Annotated in this window: 18 protein-coding genes; 9 read left to right on the plus strand and 9 right to left on the minus strand. The window is 73.8% G+C overall.

All coding sequences use genetic code 11. From position 1 onward, the window contains the following. Positions 1-8: 8 nt before the first annotated feature. Positions 9-494, minus strand: coding sequence for a hypothetical protein (locus HWY08_RS12460; protein ID WP_176065588.1), 486 nt, complete (start codon positions 492-494; stop codon positions 9-11). Between the two features lie 250 nt (positions 495-744). On the opposite strand from HWY08_RS12460, the gene HWY08_RS12465 reads away from it, so the two are divergent. Together HWY08_RS12465 and HWY08_RS12470 are read left to right on the plus strand one after the other, a co-directional pair. Then, positions 745-1170, plus strand: coding sequence for a VOC family protein (locus HWY08_RS12465; protein WP_176065590.1), 426 nt, complete (start codon positions 745-747; stop codon positions 1168-1170). A gap of 163 nt (positions 1171-1333) precedes the next feature. Next, on the plus strand, positions 1334-1873 hold the full coding sequence (locus tag HWY08_RS12470; protein ID WP_176065592.1) for a YgjV family protein: 540 nt from the start codon (positions 1334-1336) through the stop codon (positions 1871-1873). Here the strand turns inward: HWY08_RS12470 and HWY08_RS12475 are convergent. From HWY08_RS12475 to HWY08_RS12485, 3 genes are all read right to left on the minus strand, one after another. Next, entirely contained in the window at positions 1845-2762 is a 918-nt protein-coding gene (locus HWY08_RS12475; protein WP_176065594.1) for a GNAT family N-acetyltransferase, read from the minus strand. The two genes, HWY08_RS12470 and HWY08_RS12475, sit on opposite strands and share 29 nt — an antisense overlap. Before the next feature lie 112 nt (positions 2763-2874). Next, positions 2875-3243, minus strand: coding sequence for a response regulator (locus HWY08_RS12480; protein WP_176065596.1), 369 nt, complete (start codon positions 3241-3243; stop codon positions 2875-2877). A 132-nt stretch (positions 3244-3375) separates the two neighbouring features. After that, a complete protein-coding gene (locus HWY08_RS12485; RefSeq protein ID WP_176065598.1) occupies positions 3376-4527 on the minus strand; it encodes a vitamin K epoxide reductase/DsbA family protein in 1152 nt (383 codons plus the stop codon). Positions 4528-4872: 345 nt separating this feature from the next. On the opposite strand from HWY08_RS12485, the gene HWY08_RS12490 reads away from it, so the two are divergent. From HWY08_RS12490 to HWY08_RS12510, 5 genes are all read left to right on the plus strand, one after another. Continuing rightward, positions 4873-5298: a cupredoxin domain-containing protein gene (locus HWY08_RS12490; protein ID WP_235969601.1), complete on the plus strand. Its 426-nt coding sequence runs from the start codon at positions 4873-4875 to the stop codon at positions 5296-5298. Positions 5299-5399: 101 nt separating this feature from the next. Next, on the plus strand, positions 5400-6800 hold the full coding sequence (locus HWY08_RS12495) for a TolC family protein (RefSeq protein ID WP_176065600.1): 1401 nt from the start codon (positions 5400-5402) through the stop codon (positions 6798-6800). Positions 6801-6813: 13 nt separating this feature from the next. After that, complete coding sequence (locus HWY08_RS12500; protein WP_176065602.1) at positions 6814-8265, plus strand: efflux RND transporter periplasmic adaptor subunit; 1452 nt, start codon at positions 6814-6816, stop codon at positions 8263-8265. A gap of 2 nt (positions 8266-8267) precedes the next feature. After that, complete coding sequence (locus HWY08_RS12505; RefSeq protein WP_176065604.1) at positions 8268-11573, plus strand: efflux RND transporter permease subunit; 3306 nt, start codon at positions 8268-8270, stop codon at positions 11571-11573. A gap of 221 nt (positions 11574-11794) precedes the next feature. After that, the gene (locus tag HWY08_RS12510; protein WP_176065606.1) at positions 11795-11959 is read left to right on the plus strand and encodes a hypothetical protein; all 165 of its coding nucleotides are present in this window, start codon (positions 11795-11797) and stop codon (positions 11957-11959) included. A 77-nt stretch (positions 11960-12036) separates the two neighbouring features. Here HWY08_RS12510 and HWY08_RS12515 read toward each other — a convergent pair whose 3' ends face one another. After that, positions 12037-12726, minus strand: a complete 690-nt coding sequence (locus HWY08_RS12515; RefSeq protein WP_176065608.1) for a hypothetical protein — start codon at positions 12724-12726, stop codon at positions 12037-12039. A 286-nt stretch (positions 12727-13012) separates the two neighbouring features. Between HWY08_RS12515 and HWY08_RS12520 the strand changes: the two genes are divergently transcribed. Both HWY08_RS12520 and HWY08_RS12525 read left to right on the plus strand, forming a co-directional pair. Further along, positions 13013-13375, plus strand: coding sequence for a hypothetical protein (locus HWY08_RS12520; protein WP_176065610.1), 363 nt, complete (start codon positions 13013-13015; stop codon positions 13373-13375). Positions 13376-13450: 75 nt separating this feature from the next. Beyond that, a complete protein-coding gene (locus HWY08_RS12525; protein ID WP_176065612.1) occupies positions 13451-13891 on the plus strand; it encodes a PAS domain-containing protein in 441 nt (146 codons plus the stop codon). Positions 13892-13916: 25 nt separating this feature from the next. Here HWY08_RS12525 and HWY08_RS12530 read toward each other — a convergent pair whose 3' ends face one another. The 4 genes from HWY08_RS12530 to HWY08_RS12545 all read right to left on the minus strand — a co-directional run bounded on the left by HWY08_RS12530 (position 13917) and on the right by HWY08_RS12545 (position 16013). After that, complete coding sequence (locus tag HWY08_RS12530; protein WP_176065614.1) at positions 13917-14285, minus strand: DUF488 domain-containing protein; 369 nt, start codon at positions 14283-14285, stop codon at positions 13917-13919. Between the two features lie 205 nt (positions 14286-14490). Further along, entirely contained in the window at positions 14491-14916 is a 426-nt protein-coding gene (locus HWY08_RS12535; protein ID WP_176065616.1) for a hypothetical protein, read from the minus strand. 67 nt (positions 14917-14983) lie between these two features. Continuing rightward, on the minus strand, positions 14984-15514 hold the full coding sequence (locus HWY08_RS12540) for a hypothetical protein (protein ID WP_176065618.1): 531 nt from the start codon (positions 15512-15514) through the stop codon (positions 14984-14986). A 76-nt stretch (positions 15515-15590) separates the two neighbouring features. After that, positions 15591-16013 carry a hypothetical protein gene (locus tag HWY08_RS12545; RefSeq protein ID WP_176065620.1) on the minus strand — a complete coding sequence of 141 codons (423 nt, stop codon included), beginning with the start codon at positions 16011-16013 and terminating at the stop codon, positions 15591-15593. Positions 16014-16193: the final 180 nt, after the last annotated feature.

A 16193-nucleotide genomic window follows, 5' to 3' on the forward strand; every position in this document is an offset into this window, starting at 1 on the left:
CCGGACGGTCACTTCCTCGCGATGAACGCCTCGCGATCGGTCGCCCGCCACGTCACGAGATGGTCGCCGAACTGGAGCTCGTAGGCGTGACCGGTCGTCGAATAGCGCAGGATCGTCCCGCGCAGCGGACGGAGGCACATGCGGCCCTGCGCGACAGCCTGCTCGAGCGTTGCTGGGTAGTGGCCCTCCCGCTCCATGTACCGTCGAAGTCCGCCACGGATCGCCTCACCGTGCTCGACGCACTCGTTGTAAGCCCGCGTCCTGCTCCGGCTCCCGACCAGGAACCCGACCCCGGCGACGGCCACCAATGCCAGCGCGGCGAGGAACCGGACGGAGCGGCGCTGCCGCTTCGTGAGCCGCAGCACGGCGCCCGCGGCCAGGGCCGAGTCGAGCGCGATCCACGCCAGGCTGCCCATGGGGTCCGAAACATCCTCGCCGAGGTAGACGGCACCGACCAGCACCCCCGCGAGCACGAGCGCGTTCGAGGCGATCATCTTCGAGGACGGGATACCCGTGCCGAGCTCAGGGCGGATCCGGCTCGAGGACGGCCGAGCACGACGAGCGCCAGGAGGGCGGGGAGGGTCGGCATCCGGGGATGACAACACGTCGCGTGGCGTGCCGTAAACCCTCAGCCCGCCGTCCGGCGCGGAGCGCCAGCCCGCGTGCGGCCCCGGGCCGCGTGCGCATCTTCTCCTCTCACGGGGAGGACGGACCTTCCCGTCGAACGCGCCTCAGGGAGCGACCATGATCGAGCACGTCAGCCTGCGCTGCAGCGATTCGAAGGCGAGCCGGCGCTTCTACGAGCGCGCGCTGAAGCCGCTCGGGTACCGCTGCGACATGAAGTATGGCGACTCGTTCGGGTTCAAGGACGAGGCGGGGCGACACGACTTCTGGGTCACCGCCGGGAAGGTGGGGACGCCGACGCACGTCGCCTTCCTCGCTCCGTCGAAGGCCGCCATCGACGCGTTCCACGCCGCGGCGCTGAAGGAGGGCGGGAAGGACAACGGCGAGCCCGGTCCGCGCGAGGGGTACGCGGCCTACGCGGCGTTCGCCTTCGACCTCGACGGGAACAACGTCGAGGCGGTGCTCTGGGAGAGCGCGCCGGCGGCCTCGGGCCGGAAGCGGCCCGCCGCGGCCGGGAAGCGGAAGAAGAAGGTCGCACGGCGCTGATCCCGCGGCCGAGCGCTCCACCCCGGCGCTCCCTTCACCGCGGCGCGCGGGGCGCGCTTTGCGCCGCTCCCGGCCGAGTGGCAGGATGACCCCGGGTCGGCTGCCGCGGCGCCCGGAGGCGGAGCCCGCGCGCGCCGCTCCCCGGCCCCAGGAGCTTCACGACATGCATCCGTTCTCCCCGGCCCAGGTGGTCGGGTACGTGGCCCTCGCCCTGGGGGTCACCGGGTTCCTCCAGCGCGACGACGGCCGGCTCAAGTTCTTCGTCGCCTTGGAGTCCTTCGTCTACGTCCTCCACTTCGCGCTGCTCGGGCGCCCGCCAGCCGCCTCGAGCGCGGCGGTCTCCGGCGTGCGCACGCTGCTCTCGAGGTGGTTCCGCTCGGCCTGGCTGGCGGCGGCGAGCGTCGCCGTCAACCTCGCCCTGGCCGTGGCGCTCGCGACGCACGGCGCGGGCTGGCTCCCCGTCGCCGCGTCCTGCCTCGGCGCGGTGGCGGTCTTCACGCTGGAGGGGATCCCGATGCGCGTCGCGCTGCTCGGGAGCACCTCGCTCTGGCTCGCGAACAACGTCCTCAGCCGCTCCATCGGCGGCACGGTGCTCGAGTCGCTCATCGCCGTCGCGAGCCTCTCGACCATCGCCCGGATGGCCTTCGCGCAGCGCGCCGCGGAGCGGGAGGCGGTCAGGCCGGCGACACGGGCCGCGACATGACCGTGCTGCCGCCGGGCACGAAGGCGGTGTACTCCTCCGAGGCCTGCAGCGCGGCGGGCACCGCCTCCGGCGCGACCTTCCGGAAGCCGTGGCCGGCGAAGAAGTCCTCGGCCGTGGAGGTGACGACGTAGAGCGTCCGGACGCCGGCCAGCACCGCCTCGAAGAGGAGCCGCTCGTGGAGCCTGCTCCCCAGGCCGGCGTTGCGGCGCGTCCAGTGGACCGCCATCGAGCGGACGAGGCCGTCCTGCCCGGCCACCTGGAGCCCGGCGCAGCCGATGACCCGGCCGCCCTCGCTGGCGGCGAGGAAGCGCTGGTGCGCTCCGCCGACGTCCCGCAGCGGGAGCAGCGAGGCCGCCAGCAGCTGCTGGATGGCGCCGAGATCGCCGCCCGAGGCTGGTCCGATCGCGATGGTGGCGGCCCCGGTCGCGGCGGGCGCCGCCAGCTCCCGCGCGAACACGCGGATGAGCCGGCGCCGCAGCTCGTTGCGGACGGCGCGGTAGCGCGCGAGCTTCTCCTCGCCGGTGCCCCCTCCGTCGGCCGGCTCGGGGAGCGGCCAGTGGACCTTGAGGACGCCGCGGAGCGCGGGCGGGGTCGGGTCTTCCTCCGACAGGACCACGATCGCCTGCACGTCGGCGGTGTCCACCTCGTCGAGCGCCCGCGGGGGCTCGTCGGCGACGCCCACCGAGAGCTCGGCGAGCACGCGCTGCGCGAGGGGATCGACGCGCCCGCGGCCCGGGGCGGCGGAGGAGATGCGGATCTGCCGCGGCGCCAGGGCCCGCGCCATCCCCTGCGCGAGCTGGCCCAGGGCCGAGTGGGTCCGCGACAGGATGAGCGCGTGCCGCGCGCCGCTGGAGTTCAGGAGGTCCGCGTCCGCTTCCCAGCTCGACATGGCCACACCTCGCGTCCGGGCCGAGGCTCCCGCGCGGACCGGCCCCATACCCATAGCACGGGCCGTCGCCGCCGCGCCCCGGCGACGGCGGCTCCGACGGCCGCGAAGCCCTTCAGTGCACCGTCGCGCCGCCGGGGGCGAGGCGCGAGACCACGTCGAGGAGCGCCTGGAGCTCGAACGGCTTCGCGACGCGGCCCTCGGCCCGGACCTCTCCGTCGTCCGACGCGGACATGACCACCACCGGGATGCGAGCCAGCCGCGGATCCTCGAGCTGCTCGGCCCGGAACTGTCGGCCGTCCATCACCGGCATCATGAGGTCCAGCAGGATGAGCGCGGGCTGGATGAGCCCTTGGCGAAGGTGCTGGAGGGCCTCCTGTCCGTTCCGGGCGCCCACGGCGGTGAACCCGCCCGCCCCCAGGATCTCCATCACCAGCTCGCGCACGCACACGTCGTCCTCGACCACCATCACCGTACCCGCCATGCCCGCGCCTCCGTCCCCACTCCCGGTGCAGACGGTAGCGCGCGACTCCGACACGTCGAGATTTCGGCGCGGGCACCCGCACGGGTCGTGAACGTGAACGGACGGTGCGCGGCGGGTGGGACCCGCGCGGGGTCAGCGGGGCGGTCCGAGGACCGCCGCGGGCACCGCCCCCACGTACAGCGCCCGACCCACGACGTACGTCGGGGTCGCGTTGACGCCGGCCCGGAGCCCGGCGGCGATCTCCTCGTCGAGGCGCCGCGCGGTCTCGGGGGCGTCCTGGCAGCGCCGGAGCGCGGCGACGTCGAGGCCCACCTCCGCCGCCAGCTCCTCGACGGGGCGCCCCGCGGTCTGGTTCGCGAACAGCGCGTCGTTGAGCTCCCAGAACCGGCCCTGCTCTCCGGCGCACAGCGCGGCCCGCGCCAGGGCGCAGGCCTTGCGGTGGAAGGGGCGCGTCACCGCCGGGTTGCACGCCTGATCGAGCGGGAAGTTGCGGTGCTCCAGGCGGATCGCCGGCCGGCTCTTCAGGGCGGCGCGGAGCTCGGCGTGCGCGCGGGCGCAGTGGGGGCACTCGTAGTCGCTGAACTCGAAGATCGTGACGCCGGCTGGCCCGGAGCCCGCCTCGGCCGGAGGCGGAGGCGGGGGCGGCGCGCTCGCCGTGGGGGCGGGACGCGCGGCGGCGCTCGCCGCGACCGCGCTGGCGTAAGCCGCGAGCGCGGCGGCGAGCAGCGCGCCCGCGGCGGCGGAGACGGCCAGCGAACGCCAGGGGCGCTGCGCGAGGAGGCGGAGGTCCTGGGCCACGGCCTGGGCTGGGCCTCCGGCCGCGCGCGCGCCCCGCAGCGCCGTCGCGAACAGCGCCCAGTCGATCGCCCACGTCGCCGCGCAGAGCAGGCACAAGCTCCGCAGCAGGAAGGCGCTCGCGAAGGCGAGCGGGACGGTGAGCGCGGCGGCGGCGCCGGCGAGCAGCAGGGAGAGCCCGGCGGGCCAGGACGACGGGCCGCGGCGGCGCAGGCCCGCGAGCGCGAGCAGCAGCATGACCGCGTACGCGAAGGCGCCCCACAGGGCGATCGGGACGCCGAGGACCACGGAGTAGGGGCTCAGCGCGACCCGGTCGCAGTTCACCGTCTCGCCGAGCGAGCAGAAGCTCGGCGCGGCGCCGGCCACGGCTTGCGCGTGGACGCGCGCCAGCAGGAGCGCGAGCGCGAGGCCCGCGGCCGCGAGGCAGGCGTAGAGCAGGCCGCCGGCGCGGCGCGAGGGTCGGGTGGGCGGTGGCTTCGATCGCTTCATCGCGGGGAGACCTACCATGTCGGGTCGCGGGAGTGGTCGCTCCGGGCCCCGTGCTTCTCGAGGAGGCGACGAAGGCCTCGCGCTCCAGCTCGGCGCGCTCGACGGCCTTCGTCGCGGTGCCCCCTCGTACGCAGTGAGCGGGCAAAAATGACGGGGAGCGAGGCCTGCGGGGGCAAGGAGGGGTGTAACAGCAGCCATCACGGTGTAATCGAGCCGTCCGGAAGCTGAGGGCGGGCAGGCAATGGGAAAACCCTGGAAATCTGCGGAGTCCCAGGCCCACGGCCGCGAGCGGTGCTCGGCACGGGACGTGCTCTTCCAGCAGGAAACCCTCACCGGAGACTTCCCTTGAACCTGACCGCTCTGATCCTGGCCCCTGCCGTACTCCTCGGCGCTTCGTCCGCCGCGCCCGCCCGCGCCTGTGACTGCGAGGCCGAGCACGCGAGCCCCGCCGCCGCCACCGCGGCTGGCCACCACCTCGTCGCGGCGGCGACCCCGGCCACCAAGGGCGCCCAGACGGTCGAGCTCGCCGTGACGAGCGAGGGCTTCGTCCCCGCCGAGGTCACCGTGAAGCACGGGAAGCCCGTGAAGCTCGTCGTGACGCGCAAGGTGGAGCGCACCTGCGCCACCGAGATCGTGATGAAGGACTTCGGCGTGAACCAGCCGCTGCCGCTCAACCAGCCCGTGACCGTGACGGTCACGCCGAAGAAGGCGGGCGAATATCGCTTCGCGTGCGGCATGGACATGATCGCGGGTGTGCTCAAGGCGAACTGACCGGGCCTGAGCCTGGCTGCGACGCGGGGGGGCGCCCGCCTGGTCCGGCGGCCGCCCCCCTCGCGCGCGTTGCGCACCCCTCGTTCGAGGAGGTTCCGACGGTGAAGGTCATCAGCTCGCTCATCGCCCTCGCGTGGGCCCTCGCCGCCGCGGCCGAGCCGGCCGCGGTGACGGCCGATCCCGTGCGCGACGCGATCGTCGCCGAGGCGCTGGAGAAGAGCCCGGAGTACGCCCGCGCTCGGTCGACGGTGGAGGCCGACCGCCAGCGCGAGCCGCAGGTCTCGGCGCTCCCGGATCCGACGCTCTCGCTGGGGATCCAGAACGACGGCTTCCAGGCCATCCAGATCGGGACCATGGAGACCTCCTACTGGCAGGTCATGGTGACGCAGCCGTTCCCGTGGCCGGGCAAGCGCGGCGCGCGCGAGCGCGCGGCCCGCGCCCAGACCAGCGTCGTCGAGGCGCAGCTCGACCGCATCCGGCTGTCGGTCACCGCCGAGGTGGAGCGCGCCTACGTCGATCTCCTGCTGGTGCGCGAGCAGCTCGCCCTCCAGCAGCGGCTCGAGGCGCTGTGGAGGGAGGCCGAGGCGATCGCCCGGACGCGCTACGAGGTGGGCGGCGGGGCGCAGTCCGACCTCGTCCGCGCGCAGCTCGAGCGCTCCAGGTTGCAGCAGCGCCGGATCGCGCTCGAGACGAACGAGCGCACGGCGATCCAGGGCCTGAACCGCCTGCGCGTCCACCCGCTGGACGAGCCCATCCCCACGGCGCGCAGGCTCGCCGACCTGGGGGTGCCTCCGCCGATGACCGGCGAGGAGGCCGCGGACGACGCCGAGCGCCGCAGCCCCGACCTCGCCCAGTCGCGGCGCGCCACGGCCGCCGCCGAGCGTCGCGTGGAGGTCGCGCAGCGCGACCGGTGGCCGGATCTCTCCGTCACCGCCGGCGTCATGCCGCGCGGCTCGCTCGATCCGATGTGGCTCGCGAGCGTCGGCATCACCCTCCCCATCTTCTCGGGGAGCAAGCAGTCGCGGGCGGTGGACGAGGCGGCGAGCCGGCGCGCCTCCGAGGCGAGCGGCGAGGAGGCGACCCGGCAGGTGGTCCGCCTGCGCGCGCAGGAGCGGCAGGCGGTGCTCGCGGCGCTGGCGCGCACGAACCAGCTCTACCGCGACGCGGTGCTGGTCCAGTCGGACGCGGCCGTCAGCTCGACCCTGGCGCAGTACAAGGTGGGCAAGGTCACCTTCGCGTCGGTGCTGGAGGTGCTGCGCGGGCTGGTGGCGGACGAGGCGGGATACGTCGAGAGCCTGGCCCAGGCCGAGCGCGTGGCGATCGCCCAGCGCGAGGTCAGCCTCGACGCGCCCCCGGGCCTGGCCGGCGGGGTCTCCTCGGGCGCGGTCCCCGGCGCCGGCTCGATGGGCCGCCGGGGCGGCGGCGCGAAGGGCGCGGCCGCCGGCAGCGAGGAACAGGCTCCGGCCGCGGCCGGCGCCGGTGGAATGTCTTCAGGGATGTAGCTCGGAGATCGACATGGAATACGGCACCCCCCCCGCCTCGACCTCGAAGCGCCGCTTCGGCCCCGGGGCCCTCGCCCTCGTCCTCGTCCTGGGGCTCGCCGCCGGCGGTGGGGCCGCGGTGCTCGCGACGCGCGGGCACGGCGACCACGGCCACGCGACCTCCGCCGGGCCGGCCGAGCAGGGCGCCCAGCCCGCCGAGCAGAAGCCGCTCTACGTCTGCCCGATGCACCCGACGATCACCTCGGATCACCCGGCCGACTGCCCGATCTGCGGCATGAAGCTCGTCAAGACGGCGGCGCAGCCTGGCGGCGTCGCCGCCAAGGGGCCGCGCAAGGTCGCCTTCTACCGCTCGCCGATGGACGCCAGGCAGACCTCCCCGACGCCGCGCAAGGACGAGATGGGGATGGACTACCTGCCCGTCTACGAGGACGAGGCGAAGGGCGGCGCGCCGGTGGAGGGGCTCGCCACGGTGGACATCGACCCCCAGCGGCAGCAGCTCATCGGCCTGCGGACCGCGGCCGTCGAGCGCGGGACGGTGGGCGCGACCTGGCGGACGGTGGGGAAGGTCGCGGTGGACGAGACGCGGGTGCACCACGTCAACATCAAGGTCTCCGGGTTCGCGGAGCAGGTGTTCGCGGACTACGTCGGGAAGCCGGTCCGCCGCGGCGAGCCGCTCTTCACCATCTACAGCCCCGACCTCCTGAGCGTGCAGCAGGAGTACCTGCTCGCGCTCCGCACGCGGAAGGCGCTCGCCGGCAGCGGCCAGGGGGAGGCCTCGGGCGACGAGCTGGTCGAGGCCGCGCGCCAGCGGCTGCGCCTGTGGGACATCCCCGAGGGCGAGATCGCGCGGCTGGAGCGGACCGGGACCCCCACCAAGACGCTCACCATCCTCTCGCCCATGTCCGGCGTGGTGACGAAGAAGGACCTCGTCATGGGCCACCGCCTGAACGAGGGCGACATGCCCTACGAGATCACCGACCTCTCCTCGGTGTGGGTGCTCGCGGACGCCTACGAGTCCGACCTGTCGCGCCTCAAGCTCGGGATGACCGCGACGCTGTCCCTCCAGGCCTTCCCCGACCGCGCGTTCAAGGGGCGGGTCATCTTCATCGACCCCGTCCTCGACGCCAAGAGCCGGACCGCCAAGGTGCGGCTCGAGTTCCCGAACCCGACCGGCGAGCTGCGCCCGGAGATGTTCGGCGAGGTCACGCTGCAGGCGGCGGCGCGCCAGGGCCTGCGCGTGCCGGCCGACGCGGTCATCGACTCCGGCACGAGCAAGGTGGTGTTCGTGGCGCTCGGGGAGGGCAAGTTCCAGCCGCGCGAGGTGAAGCTGGGCGTGGTCTCGGGCGACGCGGTCGAGGTGCTGTCGGGGCTGAAGCAGGGTGAGCAGGTGGTGACGCGCGCCAACTTCCTCATCGACTCGGAGTCGCGGCTGCGCGCCTCCCTCTCGGCCATGGGCGGGAAGTAGCGATGATCAAGCGACTCATCCGGTTCTCCGCGGAGAACAGGTACCTCGTCATCGCGGGGGTGATCGTCGTCCTGGCGCTGTCGGTCTGGACGATGAAGAACATCCCGCTCGACGCGCTGCCCGACCTCTCCGACACGCAGGTCATCGTCTACTCGCGCTGGGACCGGAGCCCCGACATCCTCGAGGACCAGGTCACCTACCCCATCACGACCGCGCTGCTCGGCGCGCCGCGCGTGAAGGCCATCCGCGGGTTCTCGGACTTCGGCTTCAGCTACGTCTACGTGATCTTCGAGGACGGGACGGACCCGTACTGGGCGCGCACGCGCGTGCTCGAGTACCTCTCCAAGATCACGCCGCAGCTGCCGCAGGGCGTGAAGACCGAGCTCGGGCCGGACGCGACCAGCGTCGGATGGACCTTCCAGTACGCGCTGGTGGACCGCTCGGGGAAGCACAGCTCCGACGAGCTGCGCTCGTTCCAGGACTGGTTCCTGCGCTACGCGGTGCAGGCGGTGCCGGGCGTCTCCGAGGTGGCGACGGTCGGAGGACAGGTCCGCCAGTACCAGATCACGGTGAACCCCACCGCGCTCGCCGGCTACAAGCTGCCGCTGCAGTCGGTCATCGACGCGGTCCGGCGCGGCAACAACGACGTCGGCGGGCGGCTGGTCGAGCTCTCCGGCCGCGAGTACATGGTCCGCGGCCGCGGCTACGTGAAGTCGCTCCACGACCTGGAGCAGCTCGTCCTCAAGACCGAGGGCGGGACGCCCATCACCGTGAAGGACGTGGCGCAGGTGACGCTCGGCCCGGAGATGCGCCGCGGCGTGGCCGACCTCGACGGCCAGGGCGACGTGGTGGGCGGCATCGTGGTCATGCGGCAGGGCGAGAACGCGCTCAACGTCATCGAGCGGGTCAAGGCGAAGCTGGCCGAGCTCAGGCCGTCCCTGCCGGCGGGCGTCGAGGTGGTGACGACCTACGACCGCTCCGAGCTCATCGACCGGGCCATCGACACGGTGAAGCACAAGCTGGTGGAGGAGATCATCATCGTCTCCCTCATCATCCTCGTCTTCCTGTGGCACGTGCCGTCCGCCATCGTGCCCATCGTCACCATCCCGGTCTCGGTCGCCATCGCCTTCATCCCCATGTACCTCATGGGCCTGAACGCCAACCTCATGTCGCTGGCCGGCATCGCCATCTCGATCGGCGTGCTGGTGGACGGGGCGATCGTCGAGGTGGAGAACGCCTACAACAAGATCCACCACTGGCAGGAGGGCGGGTCGAAGGGCGACTTCCACCAGGTGCGCCTCGAGGCGCTGCTCGAGGTGGGGCCGAGCGTCTTCTTCTCCCTGCTCGTCATCGCGGTCGCCTTCATGCCGGTGTTCACGCTGGTCGACCAGGAGGGGCGGCTGTTCCGGCCGCTCGCCTACTCGAAGAACCTGGCCATGGCCATCGCCGCCCTGCTGGCGGTCACGCTCGACCCGGCCATGCGGATGCTGTTCGCCCGCATCGAGCCCTTCCGCTTCCGGCCGAAGGCGCTGGCGTGGCTCGCCACGCAGGCCTTCGTCGGCAAGTACTACTCGGAGGAGCGCCACCCCATCAGCCGGCTCCTGCACCGCGTCTACGAGCGGCCGTGCCGCTTCGTGCTGCGCCACGCGCGCGCCACCATCGCGGCGAGCGTGCTGCTCGTGGCGCTGACGGTGCCGCTGTACCTGAAGCTCGGCTCCGAGTTCATGCCGCCCTTGAACGAGGGCACGATCCTCTACATGCCGAGCGCGGTGCAGCCCGGGATGTCGGTGGCGGAGGCGCAGAGCGCGCTGCAGCTGCAGGACAAGATCCTGCGCACCTTCCCCGAGGTCGAGCGTGTCTTCGGCAAGGCGGGGCGGGCCAACACCTCCACCGACCCGGCGCCGTTCTCGATGATGGAGACGACGGTGGTGCTGAAGCCGGAGCTCGCCTGGCGCGAGAAGCCGCGCTGGTACTCGCCCTGGGCGCCGGAGTGGCTGAAGCGCACCCTCCGGCCGTTCTGGAACGACCGCATCACCGAGGACGAGCTCAAGAACGAGATGGACGCGGCGCTGCAGCTGCCGGGCATCTCGAACGCGTGGACCATGCCGATCAAGGGGCGGCTCGACATGCTCTCGACCGGCATCCGCACCCCCATCGGCATCAAGATCTCCGGCGCCAAGCTGGAGGAGATCGAGCGGGTGGCGCTGGCGACCGAGGCGGCCCTGCAGAAGATGCCGGGGACCCGCAGCGCCTACGCCGAGCGCGTGGCCGGCGGCTACTTCCTCGACTTCGTGCTGAAGCGCGACCAGCTCGCGCGCTACGGGCTCACCGTCGAGGACGCCAACTCGGCGGTGATGACCGCCGTCGGCGGCGACGAGCAGGGCACGACCATCGAGGGCCGCGAGCGCTACAGCATCAACGTGCGGTACGCGCGCGACTACCGCGACGACCTGCCGGCGCTCCGGCGGGTGCTCCTGCCGCTGCCCGGCGACGGCCAGATCCCGATGGAGGAGATCGCCGAGGTGAAGCTGGTCCAGGGCCCGTCCATGATCCGCAACGAGAACGGGTTGCTCGCCGGGTACGTGTACGTCGACTTCGACACCTCGAAGATCGACATCGGCTCCTACGTGGACGAGGCGAAGAAGGCGGTGGCGGCGGCGGTGAAGGTGCCGACCGGCTACTCCATGAGCTGGAGCGGGCAGTACGAGAACATGCTGCGGGTCCGGGAGCGGCTCAAGCTCATCCTGCCCATCACGCTCGTGCTCATCTTCGGCCTGCTCTACATGAACACCAAGTCCTCGGTGAAGGCGGGCATCGTCATGCTGGCGGTGCCGTTCTCCGCGGTCGGCGCCGTCTGGCTCATGTGGGCCCTCGGCTACAACGTGTCGATCGCCGCGTGGGTGGGGATGATCGCGCTCATGGGCCTCGACGCCGAGACGGGCGTGTTCATGCTGCTCTTCCTCGACCTGGCGCACGACGAGGCGCGGGGGCGCGGCCTCATGAACACGACCGGCGACCTGCGGGAGGCCATCGTCCACGGCGCGGTGAAGCGGGTGCGGCCGAAGGCCATGACCGTGTTCGCGGCGTTCATGGGCCTCCTGCCCATCATGTGGTCCACCGGCACCGGCGCGGACGTCATGAAGCGCATCGCCGCCCCGATGGTGGGCGGCCTCGTCACCTCGTTCGCGCTCGAGCTGCTCGTCTACCCCGCGGTGTACTTCCTGTGGAAGCGCCGGGAGGTCAGGGACGGGCCGGCGACCGCGCAGCCGGCGCCCGTGCCGGTGGTCCCGCAGGCCGCGCAGGCGTGACGGGAGCGATCACGGTGTGAGGACCGAGGTCACCACGCGACGAGCGGCGGTGACCTCTCCTCTCTCGGTTTCCTGGGATCTCCACCGCCGCCGCCGTGGCACGGCCGATGCTTTTGATGGCCGTCGTACTGCGGGGCGCTGTGAAGCTCCGAGTCCACGGCGCGGGCATGCGGAGTCGGGCTGCCGCTGCGCGCCTCAACCCGAGCCCGAGGAGACACACCATGATGAAGAGGATGATCCTGGCCGGACTGCTGGCGGCGACCGCGCTCCCCGCGCTGGCTTCGGACGCGAGCTACGACAAGGCAGCGGCGGCGCCGGCCGCGGTGGGCGCGAAGGCGGACAGCGCTCCCAGGCCCGCCTGTGGCTGCCAGAAGCACCAGTCCTGACGCCGCGTGGCCGGCGGCGCGGGCGCGGGCCGGGCGGCAGGGTGTCCTGCCGTCCGGCGCCCGGGCCGCGGGGCGGCTCAGCGGGTGAGGGATCCCATCATCCCCCCGTCCGACATGCCGCCGTCCATCATCCCGCCGTCCGACATTCCACCGTCGGTCATTCCTCCATCCATCATCCCGCCGTCCATCAGGTAGCCGCCGTCCGGGCCCTGGAAGCAGGCGCCCATCGAGCCGCCGTCGGGAGCGGTCCAGCCGCCGTCCGAGCCCATCATCGCCCCCGCGTCCATCATGCCCGCGACGCCCATGGCGGAGCCGAGCTGGGCCGCCCGGGCGCGCTGGTGGTCGATGAGCTCGTCCATCGCGTCCGCGTGGTGGCTCGCCTCCGCGCGGTCGACGGCCAGGTCTTGCGAAGCGCAGGCGACCGCGTGGTGGCGCCCGACCTCGGCCTGGAGCGCCTGGAAGCCGCAGGTGACGTCCGCGTCGTCCGGATGGCCCATCCCCTTCATCGCGCCGTCCATCGGGCTGGTGAGCGGGTTCATCTGGTCGAGCATCGACGCCATCTGACCGTGGTAGCTGTCTTCGGCGCCCTGGCAGGCCTGGAGCGTCGAGAGGGTCGACGCGGACGCGCGGTAGGCCTCGACCGCGGTGCTCATGCTCTGCCCGAGCGCGTCGAGCCGCGTCACCTGCGCGGCGGTCGCCGTGCTGGAGGTGCTGCCTCCGCTGCACGCCACGAGGGCCGCCGTCCCGAGAATCGCGAGCCTCTTCATGCCGTCTCCTGTCCGGGAGGGGACTCCCGCCCACGTGAGAGCCTGCGGGGTGCGCCCGCGCTTCGGGCGCATCCGGGGCGGAAGCGAGCCCCCGCGCGCCCGACCGGGCGTCCGCGCCGCGCCCAAGGTAACACCCGGAGCCACGCTGTGTCGGCGCCGGGGGTCACGCTCATGGCGAAGCCCCCGCGGCGGCGCGGAAAGGCGCGGCCCGCGGCGCGGGAGCGCGCGAGCGGGCTGGCACGCGCGATGCTGAACCGGGGGCGAACCCTCACAGGAGAAACCCCCCATGAAGCAGCTCGTCCCTGGCCTCGCCGTGTCCCTCCTCGCCCTCGCCGCGGGGCCCGCGTTCGCGTCGAACGATCGGCCGCCGGACGCGGACGACGCCCAGCCGCGCGCGACCTGGACCTTCGATCAGCTCGCGGAGCAGCCCGTGCCGAACGACGACACGACCTACGCGGTGGCGGCTCACGAGGCGGCGCCCGCGCAGCCGGGCTTCAGCGCCTTCCTGGTCGCGCTCCCGGTCGGCGACGGCGGGCCCGGCGAGGAGCTGCGCGGCGGGGAGGCGCGCGCCGCGGCGCCGGAGCGCCCGGCGCAGGCCGCCGCGCAGGGCCCCGCGACGGGCCCGTCGACGCCCGCGTGCGGCTGCTGAAGACGCGCGGACCGTGAAGTTCCGGATGGGGACCCGGGTTGCTCGTACGCGCCGAGTCACGTACGTCTGGTCGCGATGACCGCCCTTCCCCAGGATCTCCCGCAGCGCCTCCTGGACGGCTCGCCCGACGCGGTCCTGATCTCGGATCCCGCGGGCGTCGTCCGGTACTGGAACGCCGCGGCGGAGCGCATCTTCGGCTTCTCCGTCGGCGAGGCCCTCGGGGCGTCGATGGACTTCATCATCCCCGAGCGGCTCCGCGGCCGGCACTGGGGAGGCTGGGAAGCGGTCATGCAGTCCGGCGTGACGCGCTATGGGCAGGGCCAGCTCCTCGCCGTCCCGGCGCTCCACAAGGACGGCCGCCAGCTCTCGATCGAGTTCTCGATCCAGCTGCTGAAGGACGCCGGCGGCCGCATCGAGTGGGTGATCGCGGTCCTGCGGGACGTGACGGAGCGGTTCGCGCGGGAGAAGGCGCTCCGCGCGCAGCTCAGGGCGCTCGAGGCGAGGGTGGGCGCCTGAGCGCGCGGGCCGCTCCGGGCCTGCTTCAGCCGGCGTGCGGCCGGACGTCCTCGACGAGCGCGTCGCGCAGCACCACCGCGCCGTTGTGCTCCTCGTCGCGCGCGCCGTGGACGAGCGTCACGTGGCCGCGCGCGGCGCGCCGGGCGAGCTCCTGGAGGAGCGCCGGCGCCGGGCCGCGGCGCAGCTCGGCGGCGTAGCGGCGGGCGAACTCCCGGAAGCGCGCGGGGTCGTGGCCGAACCAGCGCCGGAGGGCCGGGCTCGGCGCGAGGTCCTTGGCCCAGAGGTCGAGCCGCAGCGCCTCCTTCTTCACGCCTCGTGGCCAGAGCCGGTCGACGAGCACCCGGTAGCCGTCGTCGGCGGCCGCGTCCTCGTACGCGCGCTTGATCCGCACCATCGCGCCCCTCCCTCGCACCTGCCTCCTCGATAATCGCCGGCTGCCGCGCGGGCCAACGGTCTTCGACGCGATGGGGTTCCGCCTCCGACCACCTTCCGTGCTGCGGGGCTCTCATCGCCCGCCCGGCTCCCGCGCCGAGCCGGCGGCTCGCGCGAGGGCGTCCGCGAGGGCGAGCGGGCCCGAGGCGACGTCCTCAGGGGCGGGGTCACCCCGGGGGCGGCGGCGGGGGCGGGGCCGCCGGCGGCGGGCCCGGGGGCGTCGCCGGGGCGGGCTCGGCCTCGGGCTCGGGCTCGGGGATGGCGCCGGGTGCGGTGCCGGGCGGCGGCGGTGGCGGCGCGAGCTCACCGCGGGCGCCGCTGAGCCGGGCCGCGATCACCCGCCCCGAGTACCCGTCGACGGTCACCGCCGCCCGGTCGCGCCCGCCGGCGCCGCCCAGGAGCACGTGCCAGCGGGCGCGCCGGTCGAGGCGCGCCCGGTAGGTCGTGTCGACGACGAGCCCGTGCGAGCGCGCGTACTGCGCCGCGATGGCGACGGCCTCGGGCGGCGGGAGGAGCCGGGGTGGCGGGCGCGGATGCGCCTCGACGGCGCAGGCGCAGGCGAGCAGGAGCAGGGCGGCGATACGAGAGCTCATCGTCCCCATCGCAACACCAGCGGGCCGCGCCGGTTGCGCGGCCCTGCCAGGCCTCCAGGGAGGCCGCTCAGGGCGCGAGCAGGCAGTTGAACGAGCCCTGCGTGCCGCTCGCGCGCGAGCCGTCGGGCTTCTTCTGGTAGGTGGTGACGTCCGCCCCGTCGAAGGTCAGCGCCAGCGTGTCGTAGGCGGCGCCGGCGTCGAAGGTGGTGCTCTGCTGCACCAGCACCGCGTTCCGGAGGATGGCCTGGTAGAGCGGCAGCGTGTCGAGCGGGCCGACGCGCTCGAGCCGCACCGTCCCGAGGGACCCGCCCACGAGCTGCGCGACGGCGGCGCCGGCCGTGCCCAGCTGCGTCCGGATCGTGGCCTGGCAGCGCGAGACGACGGCCTTCCGGTCCGGGTCGTACAGCCCGGGCATGAGCACCACCTGGTGCTGACCCACCTCGAACCAGCCGGTGTAGCGGGTGCCGGTGGACGGGCCCGTGATCCCGGGGAGCTGGAGGTAGGTCGCGTCGGCCGCGGCCGGGCTCGCCGCGAGCAGCGCCGCGGCCGCGACGCCCAGCCGCAGCTGCCGGGAGCACGCGGTGGAACGGGGGCGCACACGAGCAGCGTAGTGGCGTATCAAACCACCTTCAACCCGCCCGGCGGGTGGCGCGCGGGCGACCCGACCCGCGCGTTCACGGGCTCGGGACGAGCTCCTGGACCGTCCGCCAGACGCGCAGCACGCGCGCGGCCGGCGCGTCCGCGCCGCCGGCCAGGGCGGCCTCGTCCTCGGGGGCCGCGCCGGCGGGAAGCGCGAGCGTCGTCTCCGCGCCGCCGTACCGGACCCGGAGCCGCCGCGGGTTGGCGGTGGCGGGCGCGGCGGCGATCCGCTCGGGAGGCCTCGGCTCCAGCTCCGCGGCCAGCGTGCGCGCGAGCCGGTCGACGGCCTCGGGCGAGAGGTGCCCGGTGCGCTTCGGCGGCGAGACCTGGTCCCGGACGAAGTCCGCCACGCTGAAGGTCCCGTCCGGCTCGACGGTGGTGATGGTCCCCGCCTCGCCGACGAAGCCCTGCTGACCGTCGACGACGACGACGCGAGACGAGAGGTGGGCTGGGGTCATCGAGGCTCCCGAGGGCGACGTCCGGGCGTGCCCGGAGCAGGCCGCCACGAGGGCGGCCGCCAGGCACGCCCACGGCGGGCGCGGGCTCCGCAGCGCAGTCGCACGGTCGGTCGTGAACATGGCCCTGCCCGGAGAGGCCCTCGACGTCCGCACCAAGATTCTACATGGGACGCGCGGGCG

Origin of the sequence: Anaeromyxobacter diazotrophicus, assembly GCF_013340205.1 — a bacterium.
Classification (GTDB): domain Bacteria; phylum Myxococcota; class Myxococcia; order Myxococcales; family Anaeromyxobacteraceae; genus Anaeromyxobacter_A; species Anaeromyxobacter_A diazotrophicus.